This window comes from Chitinophaga nivalis, assembly GCF_025989125.1.
GTDB classification, from domain to species: Bacteria; Bacteroidota; Bacteroidia; order Chitinophagales; family Chitinophagaceae; genus Chitinophaga; species Chitinophaga nivalis.
In genome coordinates this window covers 7,503,779-7,524,340 of the sequence record NZ_JAPDNR010000001.1, presented here as the reverse complement: position 1 = coordinate 7,524,340, position 20,562 = coordinate 7,503,779, and the positions used below count along the sequence as shown (strand labels likewise).

22 protein-coding genes are annotated in these 20,562 nt (G+C 46.9%); 17 read left to right on the top strand and 5 right to left on the bottom strand.

The genetic code is table 11. The features are described from left to right. Window positions 1-9 precede the first annotated feature (9 nt). Window positions 10-1,371, top strand: a complete 1,362-nt coding sequence (locus OL444_RS27355) for a Gfo/Idh/MocA family protein (RefSeq protein ID WP_264728113.1) — start codon at window positions 10-12, stop codon at window positions 1,369-1,371. 136 nt (window positions 1,372-1,507) lie between these two features. On the opposite strand, the gene OL444_RS27350 is transcribed toward OL444_RS27355, so the two are convergent. Beyond that, entirely contained in the window at window positions 1,508-2,491 is a 984-nt protein-coding gene (locus tag OL444_RS27350; RefSeq protein WP_264728115.1) for an aldo/keto reductase, read from the bottom strand. Window positions 2,492-2,657: 166 nt separating this feature from the next. On the opposite strand from OL444_RS27350, the gene OL444_RS27345 reads away from it, so the two are divergent. From OL444_RS27345 to OL444_RS27295, 11 genes are all read left to right on the top strand, one after another. Continuing rightward, complete coding sequence (locus tag OL444_RS27345) at window positions 2,658-3,575, top strand: helix-turn-helix domain-containing protein (protein ID WP_264728117.1); 918 nt, start codon at window positions 2,658-2,660, stop codon at window positions 3,573-3,575. A gap of 132 nt (window positions 3,576-3,707) precedes the next feature. Then, on the top strand, window positions 3,708-5,798 hold the full coding sequence (locus OL444_RS27340) for a sulfatase-like hydrolase/transferase (protein WP_264728119.1): 2,091 nt from the start codon (window positions 3,708-3,710) through the stop codon (window positions 5,796-5,798). A gap of 127 nt (window positions 5,799-5,925) precedes the next feature. Continuing rightward, window positions 5,926-6,492: a GNAT family N-acetyltransferase gene (locus tag OL444_RS27335; protein WP_264728121.1), complete on the top strand. Its 567-nt coding sequence runs from the start codon at window positions 5,926-5,928 to the stop codon at window positions 6,490-6,492. Window positions 6,493-6,521: 29 nt separating this feature from the next. Next, window positions 6,522-7,691, top strand: coding sequence for an aminotransferase class V-fold PLP-dependent enzyme (locus tag OL444_RS27330; protein WP_264728123.1), 1,170 nt, complete (start codon window positions 6,522-6,524; stop codon window positions 7,689-7,691). A gap of 600 nt (window positions 7,692-8,291) precedes the next feature. Continuing rightward, entirely contained in the window at window positions 8,292-8,918 is a 627-nt protein-coding gene (locus OL444_RS27325) for a zinc ribbon domain-containing protein (protein WP_264728125.1), read from the top strand. Window positions 8,919-9,237: 319 nt separating this feature from the next. Continuing rightward, window positions 9,238-9,900, top strand: a complete 663-nt coding sequence (locus OL444_RS27320) for a sterol desaturase family protein (RefSeq protein ID WP_264728127.1) — start codon at window positions 9,238-9,240, stop codon at window positions 9,898-9,900. Window positions 9,901-9,922: 22 nt separating this feature from the next. Further along, complete coding sequence (locus OL444_RS27315) at window positions 9,923-10,564, top strand: START domain-containing protein (protein ID WP_264728129.1); 642 nt, start codon at window positions 9,923-9,925, stop codon at window positions 10,562-10,564. Further along, complete coding sequence (locus tag OL444_RS27310; RefSeq protein WP_264728131.1) at window positions 10,561-11,364, top strand: SDR family NAD(P)-dependent oxidoreductase; 804 nt, start codon at window positions 10,561-10,563, stop codon at window positions 11,362-11,364. Before OL444_RS27315 ends, OL444_RS27310 begins: the two co-directional genes overlap by 4 nt. Before the next feature lie 9 nt (window positions 11,365-11,373). Further along, a complete protein-coding gene (locus OL444_RS27305; protein WP_264728134.1) occupies window positions 11,374-12,360 on the top strand; it encodes an NAD-dependent epimerase/dehydratase family protein in 987 nt (328 codons plus the stop codon). Beyond that, a complete protein-coding gene (locus OL444_RS27300; RefSeq protein WP_264728136.1) occupies window positions 12,360-13,463 on the top strand; it encodes a sensor histidine kinase in 1,104 nt (367 codons plus the stop codon). The genes OL444_RS27305 and OL444_RS27300 overlap by 1 nt, the downstream gene beginning before the upstream one ends. Further along, a complete protein-coding gene (locus tag OL444_RS27295) occupies window positions 13,463-14,227 on the top strand; it encodes a LytR/AlgR family response regulator transcription factor (protein WP_264728138.1) in 765 nt (254 codons plus the stop codon). Before OL444_RS27300 ends, OL444_RS27295 begins: the two co-directional genes overlap by 1 nt. 20 nt (window positions 14,228-14,247) lie before the next feature. Here the strand turns inward: OL444_RS27295 and OL444_RS27290 are convergent, their stop codons facing one another. Continuing rightward, window positions 14,248-14,712 (bottom strand): Lrp/AsnC family transcriptional regulator, encoded by a 465-nt coding sequence (locus OL444_RS27290; protein WP_264728140.1) that lies wholly within the window; start codon window positions 14,710-14,712, stop codon window positions 14,248-14,250. A gap of 149 nt (window positions 14,713-14,861) precedes the next feature. Between OL444_RS27290 and OL444_RS27285 the strand changes: the two genes are divergently transcribed. The 4 genes from OL444_RS27285 (at window position 14,862) to OL444_RS27270 (ending at window position 18,123) form a co-directional block, all read left to right on the top strand. Continuing rightward, complete coding sequence (locus OL444_RS27285; protein WP_264728142.1) at window positions 14,862-16,010, top strand: histidine decarboxylase; 1,149 nt, start codon at window positions 14,862-14,864, stop codon at window positions 16,008-16,010. Between the two features lie 148 nt (window positions 16,011-16,158). After that, a complete protein-coding gene (locus OL444_RS27280) occupies window positions 16,159-17,019 on the top strand; it encodes a class I SAM-dependent methyltransferase (protein ID WP_264728144.1) in 861 nt (286 codons plus the stop codon). A gap of 96 nt (window positions 17,020-17,115) precedes the next feature. Continuing rightward, complete coding sequence (locus tag OL444_RS27275) at window positions 17,116-17,685, top strand: Crp/Fnr family transcriptional regulator (RefSeq protein WP_264728145.1); 570 nt, start codon at window positions 17,116-17,118, stop codon at window positions 17,683-17,685. A 108-nt stretch (window positions 17,686-17,793) separates the two neighbouring features. Then, the gene (locus tag OL444_RS27270) at window positions 17,794-18,123 is read left to right on the top strand and encodes a DMT family transporter (protein ID WP_264728147.1); all 330 of its coding nucleotides are present in this window, start codon (window positions 17,794-17,796) and stop codon (window positions 18,121-18,123) included. Between the two features lie 70 nt (window positions 18,124-18,193). Here the strand turns inward: OL444_RS27270 and OL444_RS27265 are convergent, their stop codons facing one another. From OL444_RS27265 to OL444_RS27255, 3 genes are read right to left on the bottom strand one after another with little or no spacing between them, the layout of a single operon-like run. After that, a complete protein-coding gene (locus OL444_RS27265) occupies window positions 18,194-18,700 on the bottom strand; it encodes an NUDIX hydrolase (protein WP_264728149.1) in 507 nt (168 codons plus the stop codon). Beyond that, window positions 18,693-19,316: a chloramphenicol acetyltransferase gene (locus OL444_RS27260; protein ID WP_264728151.1), complete on the bottom strand. Its 624-nt coding sequence runs from the start codon at window positions 19,314-19,316 to the stop codon at window positions 18,693-18,695. The genes OL444_RS27265 and OL444_RS27260 overlap by 8 nt, the downstream gene beginning before the upstream one ends. Next, complete coding sequence (locus OL444_RS27255; RefSeq protein WP_264728153.1) at window positions 19,313-20,011, bottom strand: HAD family hydrolase; 699 nt, start codon at window positions 20,009-20,011, stop codon at window positions 19,313-19,315. The genes OL444_RS27260 and OL444_RS27255 overlap by 4 nt, the downstream gene beginning before the upstream one ends. Before the next feature lie 101 nt (window positions 20,012-20,112). On the opposite strand from OL444_RS27255, the gene OL444_RS27250 reads away from it, so the two are divergent. Continuing rightward, window positions 20,113-20,301, top strand: coding sequence for a hypothetical protein (locus OL444_RS27250; protein WP_264728156.1), 189 nt, complete (start codon window positions 20,113-20,115; stop codon window positions 20,299-20,301). Window positions 20,302-20,562: the final 261 nt, after the last annotated feature.

Here is a 20,562-nt window from a genome sequence, read left to right as displayed (position 1 = left end):
AAACTGCACATGTCATCAAAAAAAACAAGAAGGGAATTCCTGCAACAGTCCGTACTGGCAGGAGCGGGGATTGCGGTCAGCGCCATGGGAATGCCGGCTGCCAGCTATGCCCGTATTATGGGCGCCAACGACCGGGTAAATGTGGGATTGGTAGGTTTCTCAGACCGGGCCCGCCAGGCGTTGCTGCCCAGCTTCTTTAATAACAATAAGGAACTGAACTTCGATCTCATTGCGGTATCGGATATCTGGAACCGCAGAAGGGAAGAAGGTAAAGCGTTTTTAGAGCAGCAAACGGGCCATAACGTACAGGCCTGTATGAATAATGATGAGTTATACCGGATCAAACACCTCGATGCCGTGTTTATCGCTTCCGCCGATTTCCAGCACGCCTGGCATACGATAGAAGCGGTGAAGAATAACTGCGATGTATATAGTGAGAAACCCTTTGCGGAGACCATGGAAGATGCCCGCAAAGCCTTAAAGGCGGTGAAGGATTCCAAAAGAATCATGCAGGTAGGCACGCAGCGCCGCAGTGGCAATAGCTACCGCCTCGCAGCCGACTTTATCCATGCCGGCAAATTCGGGCCGATCACAATGGTGGAAATGACCTGGAACGTGAATCAACCAGGCCGGTGGCGCCGTCCGGAACTCGTGAGCCAGATCCGCGAATCGGATACCGACTGGCAACGCTTCCTGGCCGGCCGCCCGAAAGACAGCTGGGACCCGCGTAAATACCTCGAATACCGCCTCTTCTGGCCCTATTCCTCCGGTATCTTCGGGCAGTGGATGACCCACCAGATCGACACGGTACATTGGTTCAGCGGATTGAAACATCCCCGCAGCGCGGTCGCCAACGGCGGTATCTACATGTGGAAAGATGGCCGCAAAAATCCGGATACCCTGACGGCCGTTTTTGATTACGGTCCGCAGGATGATCCTACCAGCGGTTTTCAGGTAATGTACAGCAGCCGTTTTCATAATTCTGCCGGCGGCATCAAGGAAATCTACTATTCCAACGGCGGTACCATTGATATGGCTTCCAATAAAATCAGCGCCACCGGCGGCCTGAAAGAAAAAGAAGCACAGGAGATGGGATTACATGCCAACCTGCTCTCCGAACAAACCTTGAAATCCACGGAAGTAGCAACTACCAGCGCCAATACAGGCGCAGATCAGCTCACCAATGCGCACGTGCGCAACTGGATGGAATGTGTGCGCAAACGGGTACAACCCAATGCACCCATTGAAGCGGCTTATTCACATGCCATTGCGCTCATCATGGGTAATGCGGCCTATCGCACCGGTATGAAGGCCACGTTTGATGAAGCCACGCAGGAGGTGATGGTAGGAGGAAAGGTATTTACCCTCTGAGAAAAAAATATTTTCTTCTTTCCGGTGCAAAATGTCCGGAAAGAAGAAAATATTTTTAATATAGGCGTTAACGTTATATTACAACAGAACGATGGCTATAATAGGAAAATAGTCAGACCTGATGGCGTGTAACGCTTTATCTGTCTACGCTGGACTGTAAGTGGGCAGGATATCTGTCGCCTTGTACCGTTATATCCGCCGCCGCTTTGTCTATTTTTACTACATCCGCAGGTGTCAGTTCAATGGCAGCGGCGCCCAGATTTTCCTGCAAGCGGTGCAGCTTCGTCGTACCCGGAATAGGAACAATCCAGGGCTTTTGTGCCAGCAGCCAGGCCAATGCAATCTGTGCCGGTGTTGCCTGTTTCTCCGTAGCGATGTTTTGCAACAGCGTAACCATTGCCTGATTGGCTTTTCGGTTCTCTTCAGCAAGACGGGGTAACGAGTTTCTGAGATCACTGCTGTCAAACTGCGTATCTTCTTTGATGGCGCCGGTTAAAAATCCCCTGCCTAAAGGACTGAACGGTACGAAGCCAATGCCTAATTCCTCCAGTACCGGCAGTATTTCCTGTGCCGGTTCCTGCCACCACAGCGAAAACTCACTTTGTAAAGCCGCTACCGGCTGTACGGCATGCGCCCGGCGGATGGTTTGTACGCCTGCTTCGGAAAGACCAAAGTGTTTCACTTTACCCGCTTGTATCAGGTCTTTTACGGTACCGGCTACGTCTTCAATCGGCACCGCAGGGTCTACCCGATGTTGATAAAGTAAATCAATCACATCTGTCCGTAACCGGGTTAACGCTTCATCTACATAAGCCCTGATATGCTCTGGCCGGCTATCCATGCCCTTGCCCACGATGCCATCTTTGAAACCAAATTTAGTGGCAATCACCACCTCTTTTCTGAAAGGTGCCAGGGCTTCTCCCAACAAGGTTTCGTTGTCATAAGGGCCATATGCTTCTGCGGTATCAAAAAAGGTAACACCGCTATCAAAGGCTGTCTGCAACAGCCGGATGGCTTCCGTTTTATCAGTGGCGGGGCCATACCCGAAACTGAGGCCCATGCAGCCCAATCCCAGCGTAGATACTTCCAGTCCGCTGTTGCCAAGTTTTCTCTTTTTCATGCTATATTTTTTATAAAAAGCTGATAAATGACCACAAAGGTCTGGCGGAAAAACAGGTGTTTGTGTAGACAGATTACTGTTTTAGGTACCATTATTACTGATAGGACCAAAATAACAGTTGAGCGGCCAGACAATAGTTTAAATTTGTGGTACAAATCATTTGCGTATGGATCCCATCATCACCTTTGATCGTGTGGCAGATTACAATGCTTTCAATAATAATGACACCTTACATCCGTTGGTGAATGTTGTAGACTTTGCCAGGGCGGCGCCCCGGCGGCAGTATAAAATGCACTTCGGCCTGTACTGTATTGTATTGAAGCAGGTAAAGTGTGGGGACATCAAGTATGGTAATAACGCCTACGATTATCAGGATGGCACACTGGTATTCTTTGCGCCCGGACAGGTAGCTGCCGTAACAAGTAAGGAATATTATCAACCATCCGGTATGGCATTGGTCTTTCATCCTGATTTACTGCATGGTACGGCTTTAGGGAAGCATATGTCGGACTATAGCTTTTTCTCCTATGATACCTATGAAGCATTGCACCTGTCTGAAAAAGAGCTGAAAATGGTGACGGATTGTTTTGACAAAATAGCCTATGAATTACAACAGGCGATTGATAAACATAGTAAAAAGCTGATCGTATCCAACATAGAATTGTTCTTAAATTATTGCAGCCGTTTTTACGACCGGCAATTCATTACACGGGATCATGTACACAAAGGCGTATTGGAAAAGTTTGAACAACTACTACAGGATTATTTCCGATCAGATAAACCGCAGCTCAATGGTTTACCCACAGTCGCCTGGAGTGCAGACCAGTTACATCTTTCCGCCAATTATTTTGGAGACCTGATCAAAAAAGAAACCGGCAAATCAGCGCAGGAATACATACAGTCAAAAATAATCGAGGTGGCCAAAGAACGTATTTTTGATGATCGCAAATCCGTCAGCGAGATAGCTTATGAATTGGGATTCAGGTACCCGCAACATTTTACCCGCTTATTCAAACAACGGGTAGGCCACACACCGAATGCGTATAAATTCCTGAATGGAATGGATGGCTCCTTTTCAGCGTAGAGCGTTATAATCGTTCCCTTTTTATCAGCACAGACATTTGGATTTCCCCTTTTTATTGAATTTATTTACAGGATGAACAATTACATAGTCTGGCTGTAAAAGGAATGGCTATGTGCATAAATACAGCGTACAATGAGAAAAATAATCCGTCGTATGCCGGCAGTAGCGGGTATACTGTTAGGGCTGTCTGCACAGGCGCAGTTATCTCCTGCCGCGCCAACGGTGAAAAAGCCGAACATTATTTTCATACTTACAGATGACCTGGGATTCGGGGATATTGGTGTCTTTTTTCAGCAACAACGGCAACGGCAGCACGATAAAAGTGAACCCTGGCAACTGAGTCCGCATATAGACAGCATGGCTGCCGGCGGCGCCATCCTCACCCAGAGTTATTGTAATGCGCCTGTATGCGCGCCTTCCCGGGCTTCCTTGTTGTCTGGCGTACACCAGGGCCATGCCCAGGTAAGAGATAACCAGTTTGATAAAGCGCTGGAAGCAAATTATAACATCGCCAATGTACTGCAGTCTACCGGCTATACGACCGCTGTTATTGGTAAGTGGGGCCTGCAGGGAGACGGGGAAGGACCCGACTGGCCTGCACATCCGCTCAACAGGGGCTTCGACTATTTTTATGGATATATGCGCCATGCAGATGGGCATGAACACTATCCCAAAGAAGGTAAATACAGAGGCGCCAAACAGGTATGGGAAAACCGTACGGAAGTGGCAGCCGGACTGGATAAATGTTATACAGGCGATCTGTGGACCGCCGCCGCCAAAAACTGGATCATCCGCCAGCAGCAGCAACCAGCCGCCAAACCGTTTATGCTATACCTGGCCTACGACCTGCCGCATGCCGTACTGGAACTGCCGGCACAGGCTTATCCGGCCGGCGGAGGACTTACTGGTGGCGTACAATGGGAGGGCAAACCGGGCCGGATGATCAATACTGCCGGCGGTACGATCGATAGCTGGGTACATCCAGACTATGCTACCGCTACCTGGGATCATGATAAAAATCCGGCAACGCCGGAAGTGCCCTGGCCGGATACCTATAAAAGATATGCTACCATCAACCGCCGCCTCGACGATGCAGTAGGGGATCTGCTGCAGCTGCTGAAAGACCTGCATATCGGGGATAATACCCTGGTGGTATTTACCTCCGATAATGGCCCTTCCATAGAATCGTATCTGCCGGCGGGTTATGCCCCCAACTCACCGGAGTTCTTCAAAAGCTTTGGTCCTTTCGACGGTATCAAACGCGATTGCTGGGAAGGCGGTGTACGTATGCCCGTAGTCGTTAGCTGGCCGGGACACATTGCAGTGGGTAAGACAATATCAACGCCCAACAATTTTTCCGACTGGCTGCCCACCTTCCTGGCCGCCGCCGGTACGCCGCCACCGGTGCGTACAGACGGCGTTTCCCTGTTGCCGGCATTAACCGGCCACGGCACGCAGCAAGCCAGTAATATATACGTGGAGTATGCCTTCGAGGGCCGCAGCCCCGGTTTCAGCAGCCTGGAGCCGGCCCGTCGCAACCGTGTTCGTAATCAGATGCAGCTGCTGCGTATCGGCGATCATGTAGGCGTAAGATATGATATCAAAACGGCAGCAGATGATTTTGAAATTTATGACATCGTAAAAGATCCGAAAGAAACCACCAACCTGGCCGCCAATGGTGGCATGGCTGCTTTGCAGGCACAGTTGAAGGCTAAGGTGCTGCAAGGCAGGATGCCCGACAGCACCGCCCCGCGGCCTTATGATACGGCGGGGGTACCGGCGGTAGCAGTCAGCCATCCGGTGAAAGGTGTCCGCTGGAAAACATATGCCGGGCAATACCCCTGGATTCCGGCCACGGGTGCACTGACGCCGGCGCTTACCGGCCACGCCTCCCGGATGGCAAAGGAGCAGTTGCATGCTAAACAAACCCTTTGTTATGAAGGCTACCTGCATATCCCGGCGGATGGCAGGTATACTTTTTATGTGCAGGCGGCGGCAGGCGCTTTCCTGCGTATACATGATGCAGCGGTCATAGATGCCGACTATGGCTATACACCAGGAACGGTGAAACAAGGCGCCATGCACCTGAAAAAAGGATTACACCCTTTCCGGCTGTATTATAAACAAACCACTGCCCGGAAACCGGTGAGCAGTTTGCAATGGAGTGGCCCGGGTATCCCGCGGCAAGATATCCCGGCAACGGTTTTTTATCAGGAACCATAAATGCATTTCCCCCGGAGGGGAACGGCCGCCACTGCAAAGTGGCGGCCGTTCCGGTATTATAGGCAGGTGTTGGTTTATCAGCATTATTTACCCTATATTTATCCGTATGAATGTTAATCAGGATTTTATGCCGACAGCACCTACCCCTTTCCCGTTATTAAGTACAGACAGGCTGGATCTCATCGAAATAAAAGATACGCATGCCGCCGACCTGCTTCGTTTGTTCACGAATCCGGAGGTGACTGCTTTTTATAATGTGGTACCGCTGCATACCACTGCCGATACGTTACGGATTATTGGCATGTTCCGGGAACGGCAACGGGAAGAAGCCGCGATACGCTGGGGAATTGCATTAAAGGGCCAACAGGAAATGATTGGTACCATTGGCTTCAATAGTTATACAAAAGGACGCAAAGGAGTAATCGTATATGCATTGGAGCCTGCCTACTGGGGAAAAGGATTCATTACGGAAGCGCTGACAGCCGTCCTGGCATATGGGTTTCATACGCTGGCAGTAAACCGGATAGAAGCAGAGGTGATGCCGGGTAATGTGGCCTCCGAAAAGGTGCTGGAAAAAAGCGGATTCCTGCACGAAGGGCTGCTGCGGCAATGGTTGTACTGGGAAGGGAAATGGTATAACATCAACATGTACGCCCTGTTGCAGGCAGATTTTTCCACACGCCACACAGCATAACACGATTGTAAATTATATCAATATCTATTATGGACATTCATCAGATCAGACAGGACACAATAGGGCTGCAGGGAAAATTATTCATGAACAGTGCAGGATCTTCCCTGATGCCGAAACCGGTAATGGCGGCTATGACCAACTATTTACAGGAAGAGGAAGTGTGGGGCGGTTATGAGGTGTCGGATAAACGGCAGGCGGATATAGGCGCTTTTTATACGGAAGTGGCCAACTTGCTCAACACCCGGCCGGCCAATATTGCCTTCACCTATAATGCCACGGATGCCTATGCCAGGGCTTTATCAGCCGTTCCTTTCCGGCAGGGCGATGTGATACTGACCACGGAGGATGATTATATCTCCAACCAGATTGCATTTCTGGCATTGCAGAAACGCTTCGGCATACAGCTGGTGAGAGGTACCACCTTGCCTAATGGCGACCTCGATCTGGATCATTTCGAAAAACTGGTGCAACAACACCGCCCCGTACTGGTGTCGATGACACATATCCCTACCAACTCCGGACTGGTACAGCCTGCAGAAGCAGTGGGGAAAATATGCCGCCAGTATAACTGCTGGTACCTGCTGGATGCCTGTCAGTCGGTAGGACAGCTGGTCGTGGATGTACAGGCCATTGGCTGCGATTTCCTGGCTACTACGGGCCGGAAGTTTTTGAGAGGTCCGCGGGGCACCGGTTTCCTGTATGTATCTGACCGCGTATTATCCGAAGGACTGGAACCCCTGTTCATTGATATGCGGGGCGCTGACTGGACTAACGTAAATGAGTATACGATTCAGGCTACGGCCCGGCGTTTTGAAATGTGGGAATTCTCCTATGCTTCGGTAGTAGGGCTGAAAGAAGCCGTGAAGTACGCGAATACAGTTGGCATACCAGCTATTTATGACCGCAACCAGTTTCTGTTGCAACAGCTGCGCAGAGGCCTGGAAATCATTCCGGGTATGCAGTTGCTGGACAAAGGCTCGCAGCGGGGTAATATCCTGACGTTCCGCCTGGAAGGACTGGACCTGGAAGCCACCAAAGCAAAACTGCAACAGGGACAGATTATGTTTTCTGTAACAGGCAAAAGCTCATCCCTCATCGACTTCACCAAAAAAGGCGTGGATTGGGCCATCCGGCTTTCGCCGCATTACTTCAATACCCCGGAAGAAATTGCGGCGGTATGTGATATCCTCTCACGTTAATATATCCTGGAATCGTCCTGAAGCGTTAGAATACAAATGTCTATAACGAAACCTTGTAACAGCAACTGTTACAAGGTTTCGTTTTTTTTAAGGATAAATAGATGGCTAAAGTGCTTCTGGTATGCGAGGGATATACAGCAGATTTTTGAACCAGCATATAGGGTAATAAAAAGGGAGTATATAACCTATGTAAAGAGAAAAATGATGCCTGAATGATACTATTTTACCAGAAATGCTTACCACTACCTTAGTAAAACGAATGCAAAACCTAAGCAAAACAAAAGCGACCGGATTTTTTGGGTAAAATAATATCAATAGCCTTACCTCAGGAGGAAAATATAGCGTGCGGAGATAGTATACGAAAATAAACGTTTTTTTATTCCCAGGAAGAAAATAATGAGGTTGGCATCTGATATGGAGCCCGGTTTGAGTGTCGTATAGGAGGAAGATACCTGCCATATTTGTTCTACGGAAATTCTCACATAAGTCACATCCCGTATAGATTATAGCCGAATAAACTTGTTTTCTGCTGATAGGTAGATTATTTTTATAGTTGAATATTTACTAATATATTAGTGCACTAAAAGCGAATATCCACCTATGTTTATCATTTACGGTAGAAAGATAGCCAACATTAAAACAGATACCAACCAGGCGCATGATTGTAAAAGTTGCCATGATTTTGATCTGGAGATTAAAGTATATCGGGAATACTTCCATGTATTCTTCTTGCCGGTTTTTCCCATCGGCTGTAAGGAAGTAAAAATACGTTGTAATAATTGTGGAGAGCCCAAATGGATAGCCAGCCTGCAACAACAGTATGAAAAGTCGGTCAGAACCCCATTCTACCTGTATACATGGTTGATAATGCTGGCTGGATTAGTTGTTTTTGCAATTGTCGCGAATCTTAATACACAAAAAGAAAAAGCACAGTTTGTGGCAGACCCGCATGTAGGGGATGTCTACACCATTCAACAGGATGAAAAAGGAGTGACAAATTATTATTTTCTGAAAGTAAGTAAGATGAATGGGGATACTATTTGGACTTATCACAGTAACCTGGTATATACCCGTTATGTAAGCCGGTTTAGTGAGGACGATTTTTTTGTGAAGCAGGAGGAAATCAGGTTGACAAAAAAAGAGTTGAAAGAAATGTTGGATAAAGATGAGATCAATGGGGTGGATCGTGATTATGGTATAGATGAGGGCTTTAACCGGGTACAGTAATAAATGATAAAACCCGTCGTCTATTTATACGCATCATTTCTCCCGCCTATATAGATCCTGCGTAATCAGCCTGCTTTCACGGATAAGTGAAAATAATGCTTCAAATCTTCCTGATTAAATTCAATCATTTACAAAGGCAGTTACTGCTGTCTTTGTAAATGGTGTCCGTAAAGTCGCCTTCGCTGCTACAACATAGCACTTCCTTTTCTACAGTTCAACTACCTGAACCGACAGATCAATGGAAATTGGTTTGCCCGGAAAGATTCCCGCTGCACTTTTGTACCGGCATTACCTTATGCACTGTCACAAAACTTTTTATATGGGAAGCGAGAAAATACATAACAAGGGACAAGCCCGGCTTTTTAAAAGCCGGTACCTGGAGGCACTGACCAAAACGCATCCGTTAATTATTTTCGGCATCTACCTGCCAATCATTGCGTACATGCTCTATTACAGCCATACAACCTTACTGTATGCTTACTGGCGTATCGCGCTCACTTATGCCGGCGCTGTTTTTTTCTGGTCTTTTTTTGAGTATATCGCACACCGCTATGTTTTTCACTGGGTGGGCGAAAAGCCGGCCCTGCGGCGGATGGCATATACCCTGCATGGGAATCATCATCATTATCCGCGAGACAAACAGCGGTTGTTTATGCCGCCGGTACCCAGCCTGATTATTTCCGGATTTTTATTCGCCCTTTTTTATAGTGTGATGCGGCACAATGCCTTTGTGTTTTTTCCGGGCTTTATTTCCGGCTACCTGGCATATGGCAGTATGCATTATGCCATTCATGCCTGGGCGCCGCCTTTCCCGTGGATGAAGCCCCTGTGGCGGAATCATCATCTGCATCATTATAAAGATGAAACAAAGGGCTTCGGGGTAAGTTCTACTTTATGGGATATCGTATTTGGTACGTTGTTCAACCTGGAAAAAGAAAAGGAAGATCAGGCTGCCGTGCAGCAACTGATGTTTGAACAATAACCGGCTGTTAAAACTGTGTCACATGAAAAAATGGATGGTATTATTTTATCTGTTATGCATCGGTCTCCCGGTAGTATATGCGCATCAGGCCGGGGAAGATATCTTCCGGCTGGTAAAAAAGGATGCGATCATTTCCCTGTATGAAAGATGGATCCCTGCTGCATCCGGAGAGCAGGTACGGGAAATAAAAGCCGTCTTTTCCGTGAAGGCAGATGTAGATGGCGTAACCAGATTACTCACCAATCAGCGCCAGGGCACCGTATGGAACACCAATGCCAAAGAATACCAGGTACTGCAGTGGGAAAATACGGATAACTGGATCACCTATACGAAGTATGGGATACCCTGGCCTTTCGGCGATCAGGACTGCTGTTTGTTATATCATCTGTATAAACAACCGCAGCATACCCGTGCCGGTGAGATTACTTTTGAAAGCACCCTGCATAACCGGTTCCCGGTTTCCGGCAGTATCACCCGCATTACAGGTACCAGAGGTAAATGGCTGATGGAAGACGAAGGGAATGGCGCCATGCGGATTACCTATATCATCTCTACCAACCGCAGCAAAAAAATTCCCCGCTGGGTGTCAGACCCGATTGTACGGAATAACCTTTTTGCTACGATGACGACTTTCCGAAATATTTTAGAAAAACAAAGTTTATGAGCGAGTTGCATTATACATTGATTACGGGCGCCAGCTCCGGTCTGGGAAGAGAGTTTGCCATTCAGGTGGCGAAGGCCGGCCGCAATATTATCCTGATTGCCTTGCCGGGGGGCGCTACCCGTTTGCTGGCCAGAAGCCTGGTAGCAGAATGTGGCGTGGATGTAAAGGTATTTGAGTTTGATCTTACCGACAGTATTGAACTGCGGTATCACATTAACTATATTATACAGCATTACCGGATAGATTTTCTGATCAATAATGCCGGCGTAGGCGGTACATCTGCCATGATCAATACTTCGCTGGAACGTATTGATCAGATCATCCAGCTGAATGTGCGGAGTATGGCATTACTCACGCACCTGCTGATACCGCATCTGCTGAAAAATGAGCGGAGCTATATTATGAATATCTCCAGTATGGCTGCTTTCACGCCTATTGCCTATAAAACAGTATACCCTGCATCCAAGGCATTCATTTCCTCCTTTTCACTGGGATTACGCGAAGAACTGGCCGGTACGGGGTTATCGGTGAGTGTCGTGTACCCGGGGCCTATTATGACCAATTCCAATACCACCCGCCGGGTGATCAGTCAGGGACGAAAAGGGAAAATAGGTTTGTTGTCTACCACCCGTATCGCCAGTATTGCGCTCCGGAGAACATTGCAGCAGCAGCCGACTATTATCCCCGGATTTATGAACCGGTTAAACCATTTGCTGATGGGCATTTTGCCGATGCGGCTGAAACTGCGCATTGTATCGCGGGAGGTGAAAAAAGAGATTCCCTATACGTTTTCTGTTTAATATAGTACTATGAAAAAAATTCTGGTAACAGGCGCCAATGGTTTCCTGGGCTCCAATCTTACAAGAGAATTGTATCGCCTGGGATATGATGTGCGGATATTGGTCAGGCGGGGTGCAGATCTCACCGGTGTAACCGATATTCCCTGTGAAGTATTTTTCGGTAACATCGATAACAAAGCCGATGTGATGCTGGCAGTAACCGGTTGTCAGGCTGTAGTGCATACGGCGGCCATCACCGATCAGTGGGCGATTTCTTTTGAAGCCTATGAAAGAATTAATTATATCGGCACACAGTATATTGTGGAGGCTTGCCTGGAACAGCGTACAGAGAAGCTGATTTATGTTAGCACGGCCAATACCATGGCCCCTGGGAGCAAAGCACAGCCGGGCAATGAGCTGAACGGATTTACCTTGTTCCATGCCAATTCCGGTTATATCAATACCAAATACCTCGCCCAGCAATATGTACTGGAACAGGTAGAAAGGAAACAATTGCCTGCTGTAATTGTTAATCCTACCTTTATGATCGGCCCCAATGATATAAAACCCAGTTCAGGTAAACTGCTCTTGTATGGGCTGCATAAAAAGGTATTGTTTTATCCGCCGGGAGGAAAGAATTTTGTTTATATTAATGACGTTTGTCAGGGAATTGTGAATGCATTGGACAACGGAAAGGTAGGCGATTGTTATTTGCTTGCCGGTGATAACCTGAGTTACAAAGAGTTTTTTCAATTGTTGGGAAAGGTGGCAAAAGAATCCCGGTTGATGATCCGGATACCGGTATGGGTATTGAAGCTGGCAGGATTGCTGGGATCCCTGAAAGAAAGGATGGGCGGCCGTTCCGGTAAACTCAACTACACAGCTGCGTATTTGATTTGTCTGGATAATTATTACACCGGCAAAAAATCGGTGCGCGAACTGAAAGTCACTTATACACCCATGGAAGATGCGGTCAGAAAAGCGCTCACGTGGTTTAAAGAGCACAATTACTGCTAATGGTAACAGAAAAGAAAGCGGAAAGCAGGTATGATTTTTTTATTGATGGCAATTTATTTGGCAGCAAGACGATCCGGTATGTATCCCGGATATTGATCCTCTATATCTTCAGTGCAATATTCCGGTCGTTTGATCTTTCCTTTATAGATAGTGTACGTGGATCTATCATCCGGTCGCAGGCATTCAGCCTGTGTTATGTGGTGTTTGGTTTGCTGGTCTGGGAGGGCGCTGTATGGCTGGCCCGTAGTGTGGAAAAGTGGATCGGGAAGGAACAGGCCTCTATCCGGCTGCTGGTACTATGCAGTACACTGGTAATATACGGTGGCCTGGCAGCATTTACCTTTGGGTTGCTGTATGCCGTTATGGACATCTGGTTGTTTAACCGGTATGAAGCCTGGATCAGTTTCCGGGAGGTGAGTTATAATATGAACTTCGGCCTCTTTATGTTTTATCTGCTGATCCTGACCTTCAACGGCATCATCTTTTATTACAAGGGATGGAAAGAATACCAGATAAAAACAGAACGGCTGATGCGGGAAAATATACAGGCCAAATATGATGCGCTGCGTAATCAGATCGATCCGCATTTCTTTTTTAATTCCCTGAGTGTATTAACCAATCTGGTGTATAAAAGTGCAGATCTTTCTGCCGAATACATCACCCAGCTGGCCAAGATTTACAGGTATATCCTCGATAAAAAATTTGATAACCTGGTAACGATAGAAACGGAACTGGACTTCCTGGATTCCTATCTTTTTCTGATTGGTATCCGGCATCCGGACAGTATCCGGTTTGTAGCGGAGGTAGAAGAAAAAGTAAAAGACAGGGGTATGATTCCGCCGGCTACCTTACAGATGCTGGTAGAAAATGCAATTAAACACAATCGTTTTTCTACCAATGAACCCTTGTTGATTAAAGTGAAAAGTGAGGGCGGATTTTTACTGGTCTCCAATCCGCTGCGGAAGAAAACCATTCCGGAAATATCTTCCGGCATCGGCCTGGATAATATCCGCAAACGATACGAGCTGGCCAGTAATATGAGTATTGAAGTGCAGGATACAGATGAGGTATTTGTTGTTAAAATTCCAATTATCACACAATAATGAAAGTAGTCATTTTTGAAGATGAACCGCATAATTCAGAACGGTTAATACAGTTGTTGCTGAAATGTAATCCAACGATTGAGGTAGTGGCGATCATTGCTTCGGTATCGGAAGGCGTACAGTGGCTGGCCAAACAGGAACCGGTAGACCTCATGATGATGGACATCCAGTTATCTGACGGCAACTGCTTTGAATTATTCAAACAGGCAAAAGTAAAAACACCGATCATCTTCACCACTGCCTATGATAGTTTTGCCTTGCAGGCTTTTAAAGTGAATAGCATCGATTATTTAATGAAACCTATTGACGCAAAAGAGCTGCAAAGTGCGCTGAAAAAATATGAAGAATTAAAGCCGGTATCCAATCATAGTATTGATATTGCCCGCATTGCGGAGGAGTTCCTGAAAAGAGACAGTACCCGTTTTATTGGCCGGCTGAATAACCAGCTGACCTATGTCAAAGCAAAAGATATTGCTTACCTGCATTTCGTGAAAGGCATCACTTATGCCGCCACTAACAGTAATCAGAAAATGCCGCTGGACTATTCACTGGACCAGATCGAAAAGCTGCTGGACAGGAATGTATTTTTCCGCATCAACCGGCAGTTTATTGTGCATATCGATGCCATTAAAAAAATCACAACGTATTATAATAGCCGATTAATCCTTCAATTAAATCCTCATGTTGATACTGATGTTATTATTAGCCGCGAGAGAGTATCTGATTTCAAAAACTGGCTGGAAGGGAAAGAGCTGGACCGCTAAAAAATCGTCTGCGCGATAACCTATAATTCCAAGGCTGTTTCCCGTTTGATTTCTTTCAGCACAAAATTGCTGCTCAGATTGGAGATGTTGGGAATGGAAGACAGGTGTGTCATCACAAAGGTGTGGTAGTCATTCACATCATTTACCACCACTTTAAGCAGGTAGTCATGACTGCCTGCAATACACATCACTTCCAGTACTTCCTTGAACCGGATAATCGCCTCTTCAAATTGCTGGAGCGTTTCTACCGACTGTTGCTTGAGGGTAACGGTACAAAGTACGAGCAGTTGTTTGCCCGTTTTCTCGCGGTTCACCAGAGCCACATATTTCTCAATAATGCCTTCCCGTTTGAGCCGTTTAATGCGTTCATGCGTGGGAGAGGGACTGAGTCCGATCTGTGCGGCAATTTCCTTAATGCCCAGAGAAGCATCCTGTTGTAACAGATTGAGGATGCGGGTATCCATTAAATCTATTTTTTCTGCCATATTATTTTCCTGAAATTTACCCTGCAAAGGTAGGTGTTTGGGATAATATCCTGTTTTGATTAGCTAATCAGGATAAATTACTGTATTTTATAGTAGTCAAGGATTATATTTTGCGAGATGATAATTTTGTAGAAATTAATCCTTTGGATATGAGTCAAATGAGCATAGCAGACAGCCAGCGCTTACATGCGTATATGGAAAAGGCTGAAGAACGTTCCAAATACTTTATTGGTTACCCGATTGCACAGGATTTTGATTATTCAGAACTCTATCCGCTCCTCAGATTACCGTTAAATAACGTGGGCGATCCCATGGTAGAATCTACCTACGACCTGAACTCCCGTTCCCTGGAACAGGAAGTCCTGCAGTTTTTTGCGGAACTCCTGCGTGCACCGGAAAATAACTGGTGGGGATATGTGACCAGCGGCGGTTCAGAAGGTAACCTCTATGGCCTCTACGTAGCCCGGGAACTGTATCCCGAAGGCATCGTCTATTATTCAGAAGCCACCCACTACAGTGTACAGAAAAATATTCAGCTGTTAAACCTGCGCAGCATCGTGATCCGTACCCAGGAAAACGGGGAAATGGATTATAACGACTTGCGGCAGATGTTGCAGATGCACAGAGACCAGCCGGTAATTATCATGGCTAACATTGGTACTACCATGATGGAAGCCAAAGATGACCTGTCTAAGGTGAAACAGATATTACGCGACCTGGCTGTGAAAAATTATTACATCCATTGTGACGCCGCCCTGGCAGGCACCTACAGCGCATTGCTGGATTTAAAGCCTGGTTTTGATTTCCAGGAAGGTACCGACAGTCTTTCCATCAGTGGTCATAAATTTATTGGCTCGCCTTTCCCCTGTGGCGTTGTGATGGTAAAGAAAAACTATAAAGAACGTATTGGTAAGGCCATTCCTTATATCGGTACGGTGGATACCACTATCAGTGGCAGTCGTAACGGTCATAGCCCTGTGTTTTTATGGTATGCCATTAAAAAGCTGGGTCGTGATGGGCTGAGACAACGCGCCCAGGAATGCCTGGATATGGCCGCCTACACCGAACAGCGCCTGCGTGATATAGGTGTAAAAGCCTGGAGAAATCCGGCTGCGTTGACAGTGGTGTTTCCCGCTCCATCCTGGGAACTGCGCTGGAAATGGCAGATTGCTACGGAAAACGGCCATAGCCACATTATCTGTATGCCGGGCGTAAGCCGGGAGCAGATCGATGAATTTATCGGCGATATAGAAGCAGAAATGAAGCAACGCGTGCAGCTGTCAGAAGTGTCAGCATAGCTCGCTGCGCATTAGGATATAGAGAGCCAGCTGTTGTAGTCAATAAGCCTCAAACGTACCCCCGTTTGGGGCTTTTGCATTGCAGTATAGTTTCGTGGCAACCCATTATCTTTAGGGAACCATTTCATGCTTGCCTAAAACCTCTCCGATGGATCGCGATTTTAATATGATTAGCCCTTCTGCGAAAGTCCTGTTATTATTGAAAGGACATACCAATATCCCTTTTGCCCGTGCCGCCGCTACGGTAAGTATGCTCCCGGAAACGTATACCCCCGATTTCGATAATGACAGCGTCGATTTCTGGAAACGGGTGGTACATTTTGAGTTGCGGTACTGGAGTATCGACCAGCTGCTGGCGCCATTGCCAGGTAAAAACATCCTGGAGTTGTCTTCCGGTTTTTCCTTCCGGGGCCTGGAGAAAGCAAAAGAAGCCGGTATCTGCTATATCGATACGGACTTGCCTGATCTGTTGCTGAGTAAAAAAGCCGTCTTCGCAGCGTTACCGGACCACCAGGTGCAGGCAGAGAGCCATTACGAAATACTGCCACTGAATGTACTCGATGACGATCAGTTTGCGGCAGTTACTGCCCGTTTCCCGCCAGGGCCACTAACCATCGTCAACGAAGGTTTGCTGATGTATCTCGATGAAACAGAAAAAGCCCGGTTATGCAGCACCATTCGCAAGGTTTTGCAGCAACGCGGCGGATACTGGATTACGGCAGACATCTACATAAAAGAAGCCTTCAAGGATATGCCGCCAAGAAGTAATAACTGGCTGGATCAGTTTTTTGCCGACAACCATATCCGGCAAAATATGTTTGAAAACCGGGAAGCGGCGGCCGCTTTTTTTGCGGAACAAGGTTTTGTGCTGGATGCGGAATCAACGCCGGACCTCAGTAAGATTGCCAGCCTCCCATATCTGCTGAAATATGCTTCGGAAGAACAGCGGAAAAAACTGCAAAATGCCAGTAAAGCCCAGTTTACCTGGCGGTTGAAGCTGGCGGAGTAACGGATATGATCAGCCGTTACAGCGGGATATCTCCGGCCTGGTAGTATATGTTTCACAAAACTGTGCTATTTTAACGCCGGCAATGAGCCGCTGTACATGAAACATACGATTAACAGAATAAAGTCCGTATATCCGTTGTCGGAAGACAGGGTCGATATCCTGTGTACCCTACTGGAAGCCGTTGAATTAAAAAAAGGACATTTATTGTTCAAGGAAGGCCGTAATAACCGGGACCTCTACTTTCTGGAGAAAGGCGTAGCCCGGGCATATTGCAGCCAGACCAAACACCACGACCTTACTTTCTGGTTCGGCATGGAAGGAGATATCCTCATTTCCTATAATGGTTATATCAACAACAGCACCGGCTATGAAACCATTTCTCTGCTGGAAGATGCGCTGGTATACAAAATACCGATAGCTGCCCTGGAAAACCTGTATAATACCGATATCCATTTTGCCAACTGGGGGCGTAAGCTGATGGAGAAAGAAGTGATTCTCACAGAAGAAAGGTTTATTTCCCGCCAGTTTAAAACGGCCACGGAGCGCTACAAAGAACTGATGGTGCAAATGCCGCAGCTGGTACAGCGGGTGCAGCTGGGCTATATTGCCTCCTATCTGGGCATCACGCAGGTAACCCTGAGCCGTATCCGGGCTGAGCTGCGCTGATATTTTTAACATTTGTAAAATTTTCCTACCCGGAGAATGCAGATCTTTGCACCGGAAAGGCAATCTGATAGGGATTGCCGGTATCTGTGATTTTTTAAATACAATCTTATGAACTGGATTTTACTGATCCTTGGTGGTTTATTTGAAGTAGGTTTTGCTTCCTGCCTGGGTAAAATGAAGGAAGCAACCGGTACACCTTTGATCATGTGGGGGATAGGGTTCTTTACCTGTCTGACCATCAGTATGCTGTTGTTAATGAAGGCTTCCCAGACACTGCCTATTGGTACTGCCTATGCGGTATGGACAGGTATTGGCGCGGTAGGCACTGTACTCGTCGGCATCCTGGTTTTTAAAGAACCGGCTACGTTCTGGCGTATCTTTTTTATCACTACGCTCATCGGTTCTATCGTCGGACTTAAATTCGTTTCTTCTCACTAAGGCAGATACAGCAACAAAGGGCGGGATAACAGCTATATGGCTGTTGTCCCGCCCTTTTGCTTTAATACCATTATGGCTGGCGGTATACCACAGTGCTGGTAGGCTCATCTGTCATGTGCAGCAGGGTGAGGGCTGCGTCATACACGGCGTTAAATACAAAGGTTTTACTGTCGCGCAGGTATTGATAGATGTACCAGTCTGACGTGGGCGTAGGAAGATCCGGAATCTGTTCATAAGAGATCCACTCCAGGGTGCCTTCGTTGCAGGGCGGGGCTGGTTGATCTGCGATATCTGCTACATACACAAAACTGACCCAGTTGTATGCTACCGGCGATGTTTCGGCCAGTATACCACAATATTGCATGGTGTCCACACGGATGCCGGTTTCCTCCCATGTTTCGCGGATGGCTGCATCCAGCGGCGTTTCATAAGGGTCCAGTTTACCACCTACAGGGGTGTATTGGTCTTTATTTGGTGCTTTTAATCGCTTCAGTAATAAAAAACGGTTCCCGTTTCTGAGTATACAAAGGACGGCTGTTTTTTTCAGTCCTTCGGGAAAAGTAGGGCTGCTATTCATGCATTAATTGTTGAAAAAGGTCTGCAAATTGCCCGACATGGTAACCATCCATTAAAGCATGATGAACATGTATGGATACCGGCATGATCTTCTTCCCGTTTTCTTCCTTCATTTTGCCAAAGGAGATTTTCGGGCTGCAATCTTTAAAAGAAAAACTCCGTGCATGGGAAATAGACGTGAAGTCGAGCCATGGCAGGGAAGAATAGTGAATCACATTTTCACCGGAGACTGCGGGTATCAGGCCGGTACTGTTTTGTACCCGGTCAATTTCCTGCTGGGCAGCGGCGGAAAAAGCGGTGAAATCTGCATGATAGTCCATATAGGCGAAGCCAAAAGTGCCATCCGGCCGGTTGATGGTAGGCGAGGCGTGAACGGCATCGTATATGAACACGTTGTCTTCGTGTATCCGGTACCGGAAAGGAACGATGGTATTGGCTGCTGCCAGTGACCGGTGCAGGTAATACAGGAAAAAGGACGCACCTGCTGAGCGGCTGCGTGTGTAGGCACGGGTGCAGTCTACAGGTATGCATACGCCAAAGAAAGGCTCTTCGAATTGCCGGAAGAATTCAAAATGGGCTTTGCGGGCCCAGGTAGCGATATCTAATGTTGTTCTCATGGCAACAGGTAAGGCAGAATGTCGGTGATTTTTTGTACTTGTTTGAATTGAGGATGCTCAATCGACTGGGTAACCTGTTCGTGGGCCCAGGTGGTATGGTAAGGAATATGAATGCCATGGCCGCCGATTTCCAATACCGGAATCACATCAGACTTCAGGGAGTTACCCAGCATGAGAAATTCTCCGGGGGTAATATCCAGGTGGCGGATGAGTTTATGGTAGTCGGCCTGTTGTTTGTCGCTCATGATTTCAATATGATGAAAATAATGCAGCAGACCGGATTTTTTCAGTTTCCGTTCCTGGTCCAGCAAATCTCCTTTGGTAGCTACTACCAGGCGGTATTCCTGTTTTAGGGCCTGTAGTACTTCTTCCACGCCATCTAGCATTTCGATGGGGCGGGCCAGCATTTCCTTACCATATTCAATGGCTTTTTCAATGACATCGGCACTCACTTTTTTGTCGGACAGGGTGAGGGCGGTTTCGATCATCGACAGCATAAATCCTTTTACACCATAACCGTATAAAGGAAGGTTGTCCATTTCTGTTTTAAACAAAGCCTGTGCTACGCTGTGGTGTGGCAGGAAGTCTTCCAGCAATGCGCAGAATTTCTTTTCTGTTTCCTGGAAAAAGGGTTCGTTTACCCACAATGTATCGTCTGCATCAAATGCAATTACTTTTATAGGATGTTGCGCCATAGTGCTGCTTAGTAAAGTGAACGTGTATATATTTCTTTATTGCCGGGAATGAAATTGTACGGGCGGGTGCATGGATTGACAATGGGCTGTACAGCATTCCTGTGGCGCCTTACAAGTCTTCCTTTAATTGCCAGGTAGGTAAGGATGTAAAGCGGCGTAAAAGTAGTGTTTTTCTGGAAAAACAGCAATATGCTGCCGGGAAAATTAAGCGTGATAATGGTTTGATGGCGATCCTGGAACAAGAGGGCGTTATATTGCTGCGGCCGGAAGTGAGTAAGCGTGTTGTGTAGAAAGATAACAGGTGCGGATTGTTGTTGCCTGTGCCGGAAAAGGGATACGATGCAGAACATTCCGATAAATGTAATAATAACCTTATCGGATATACGTAGATGTAGGGATGATTATTTTCGTATGTACGTATAGGTTGTATTGAGGTTGTAAAATGAAGGATAATGGCTTTTTAGATAGATATATAAGTGTGTGATGTGATATGTCATTTTTGCTGGTTTTAGGTGGTTATATGGTTAGGACTACGATGTAATAATTTATTA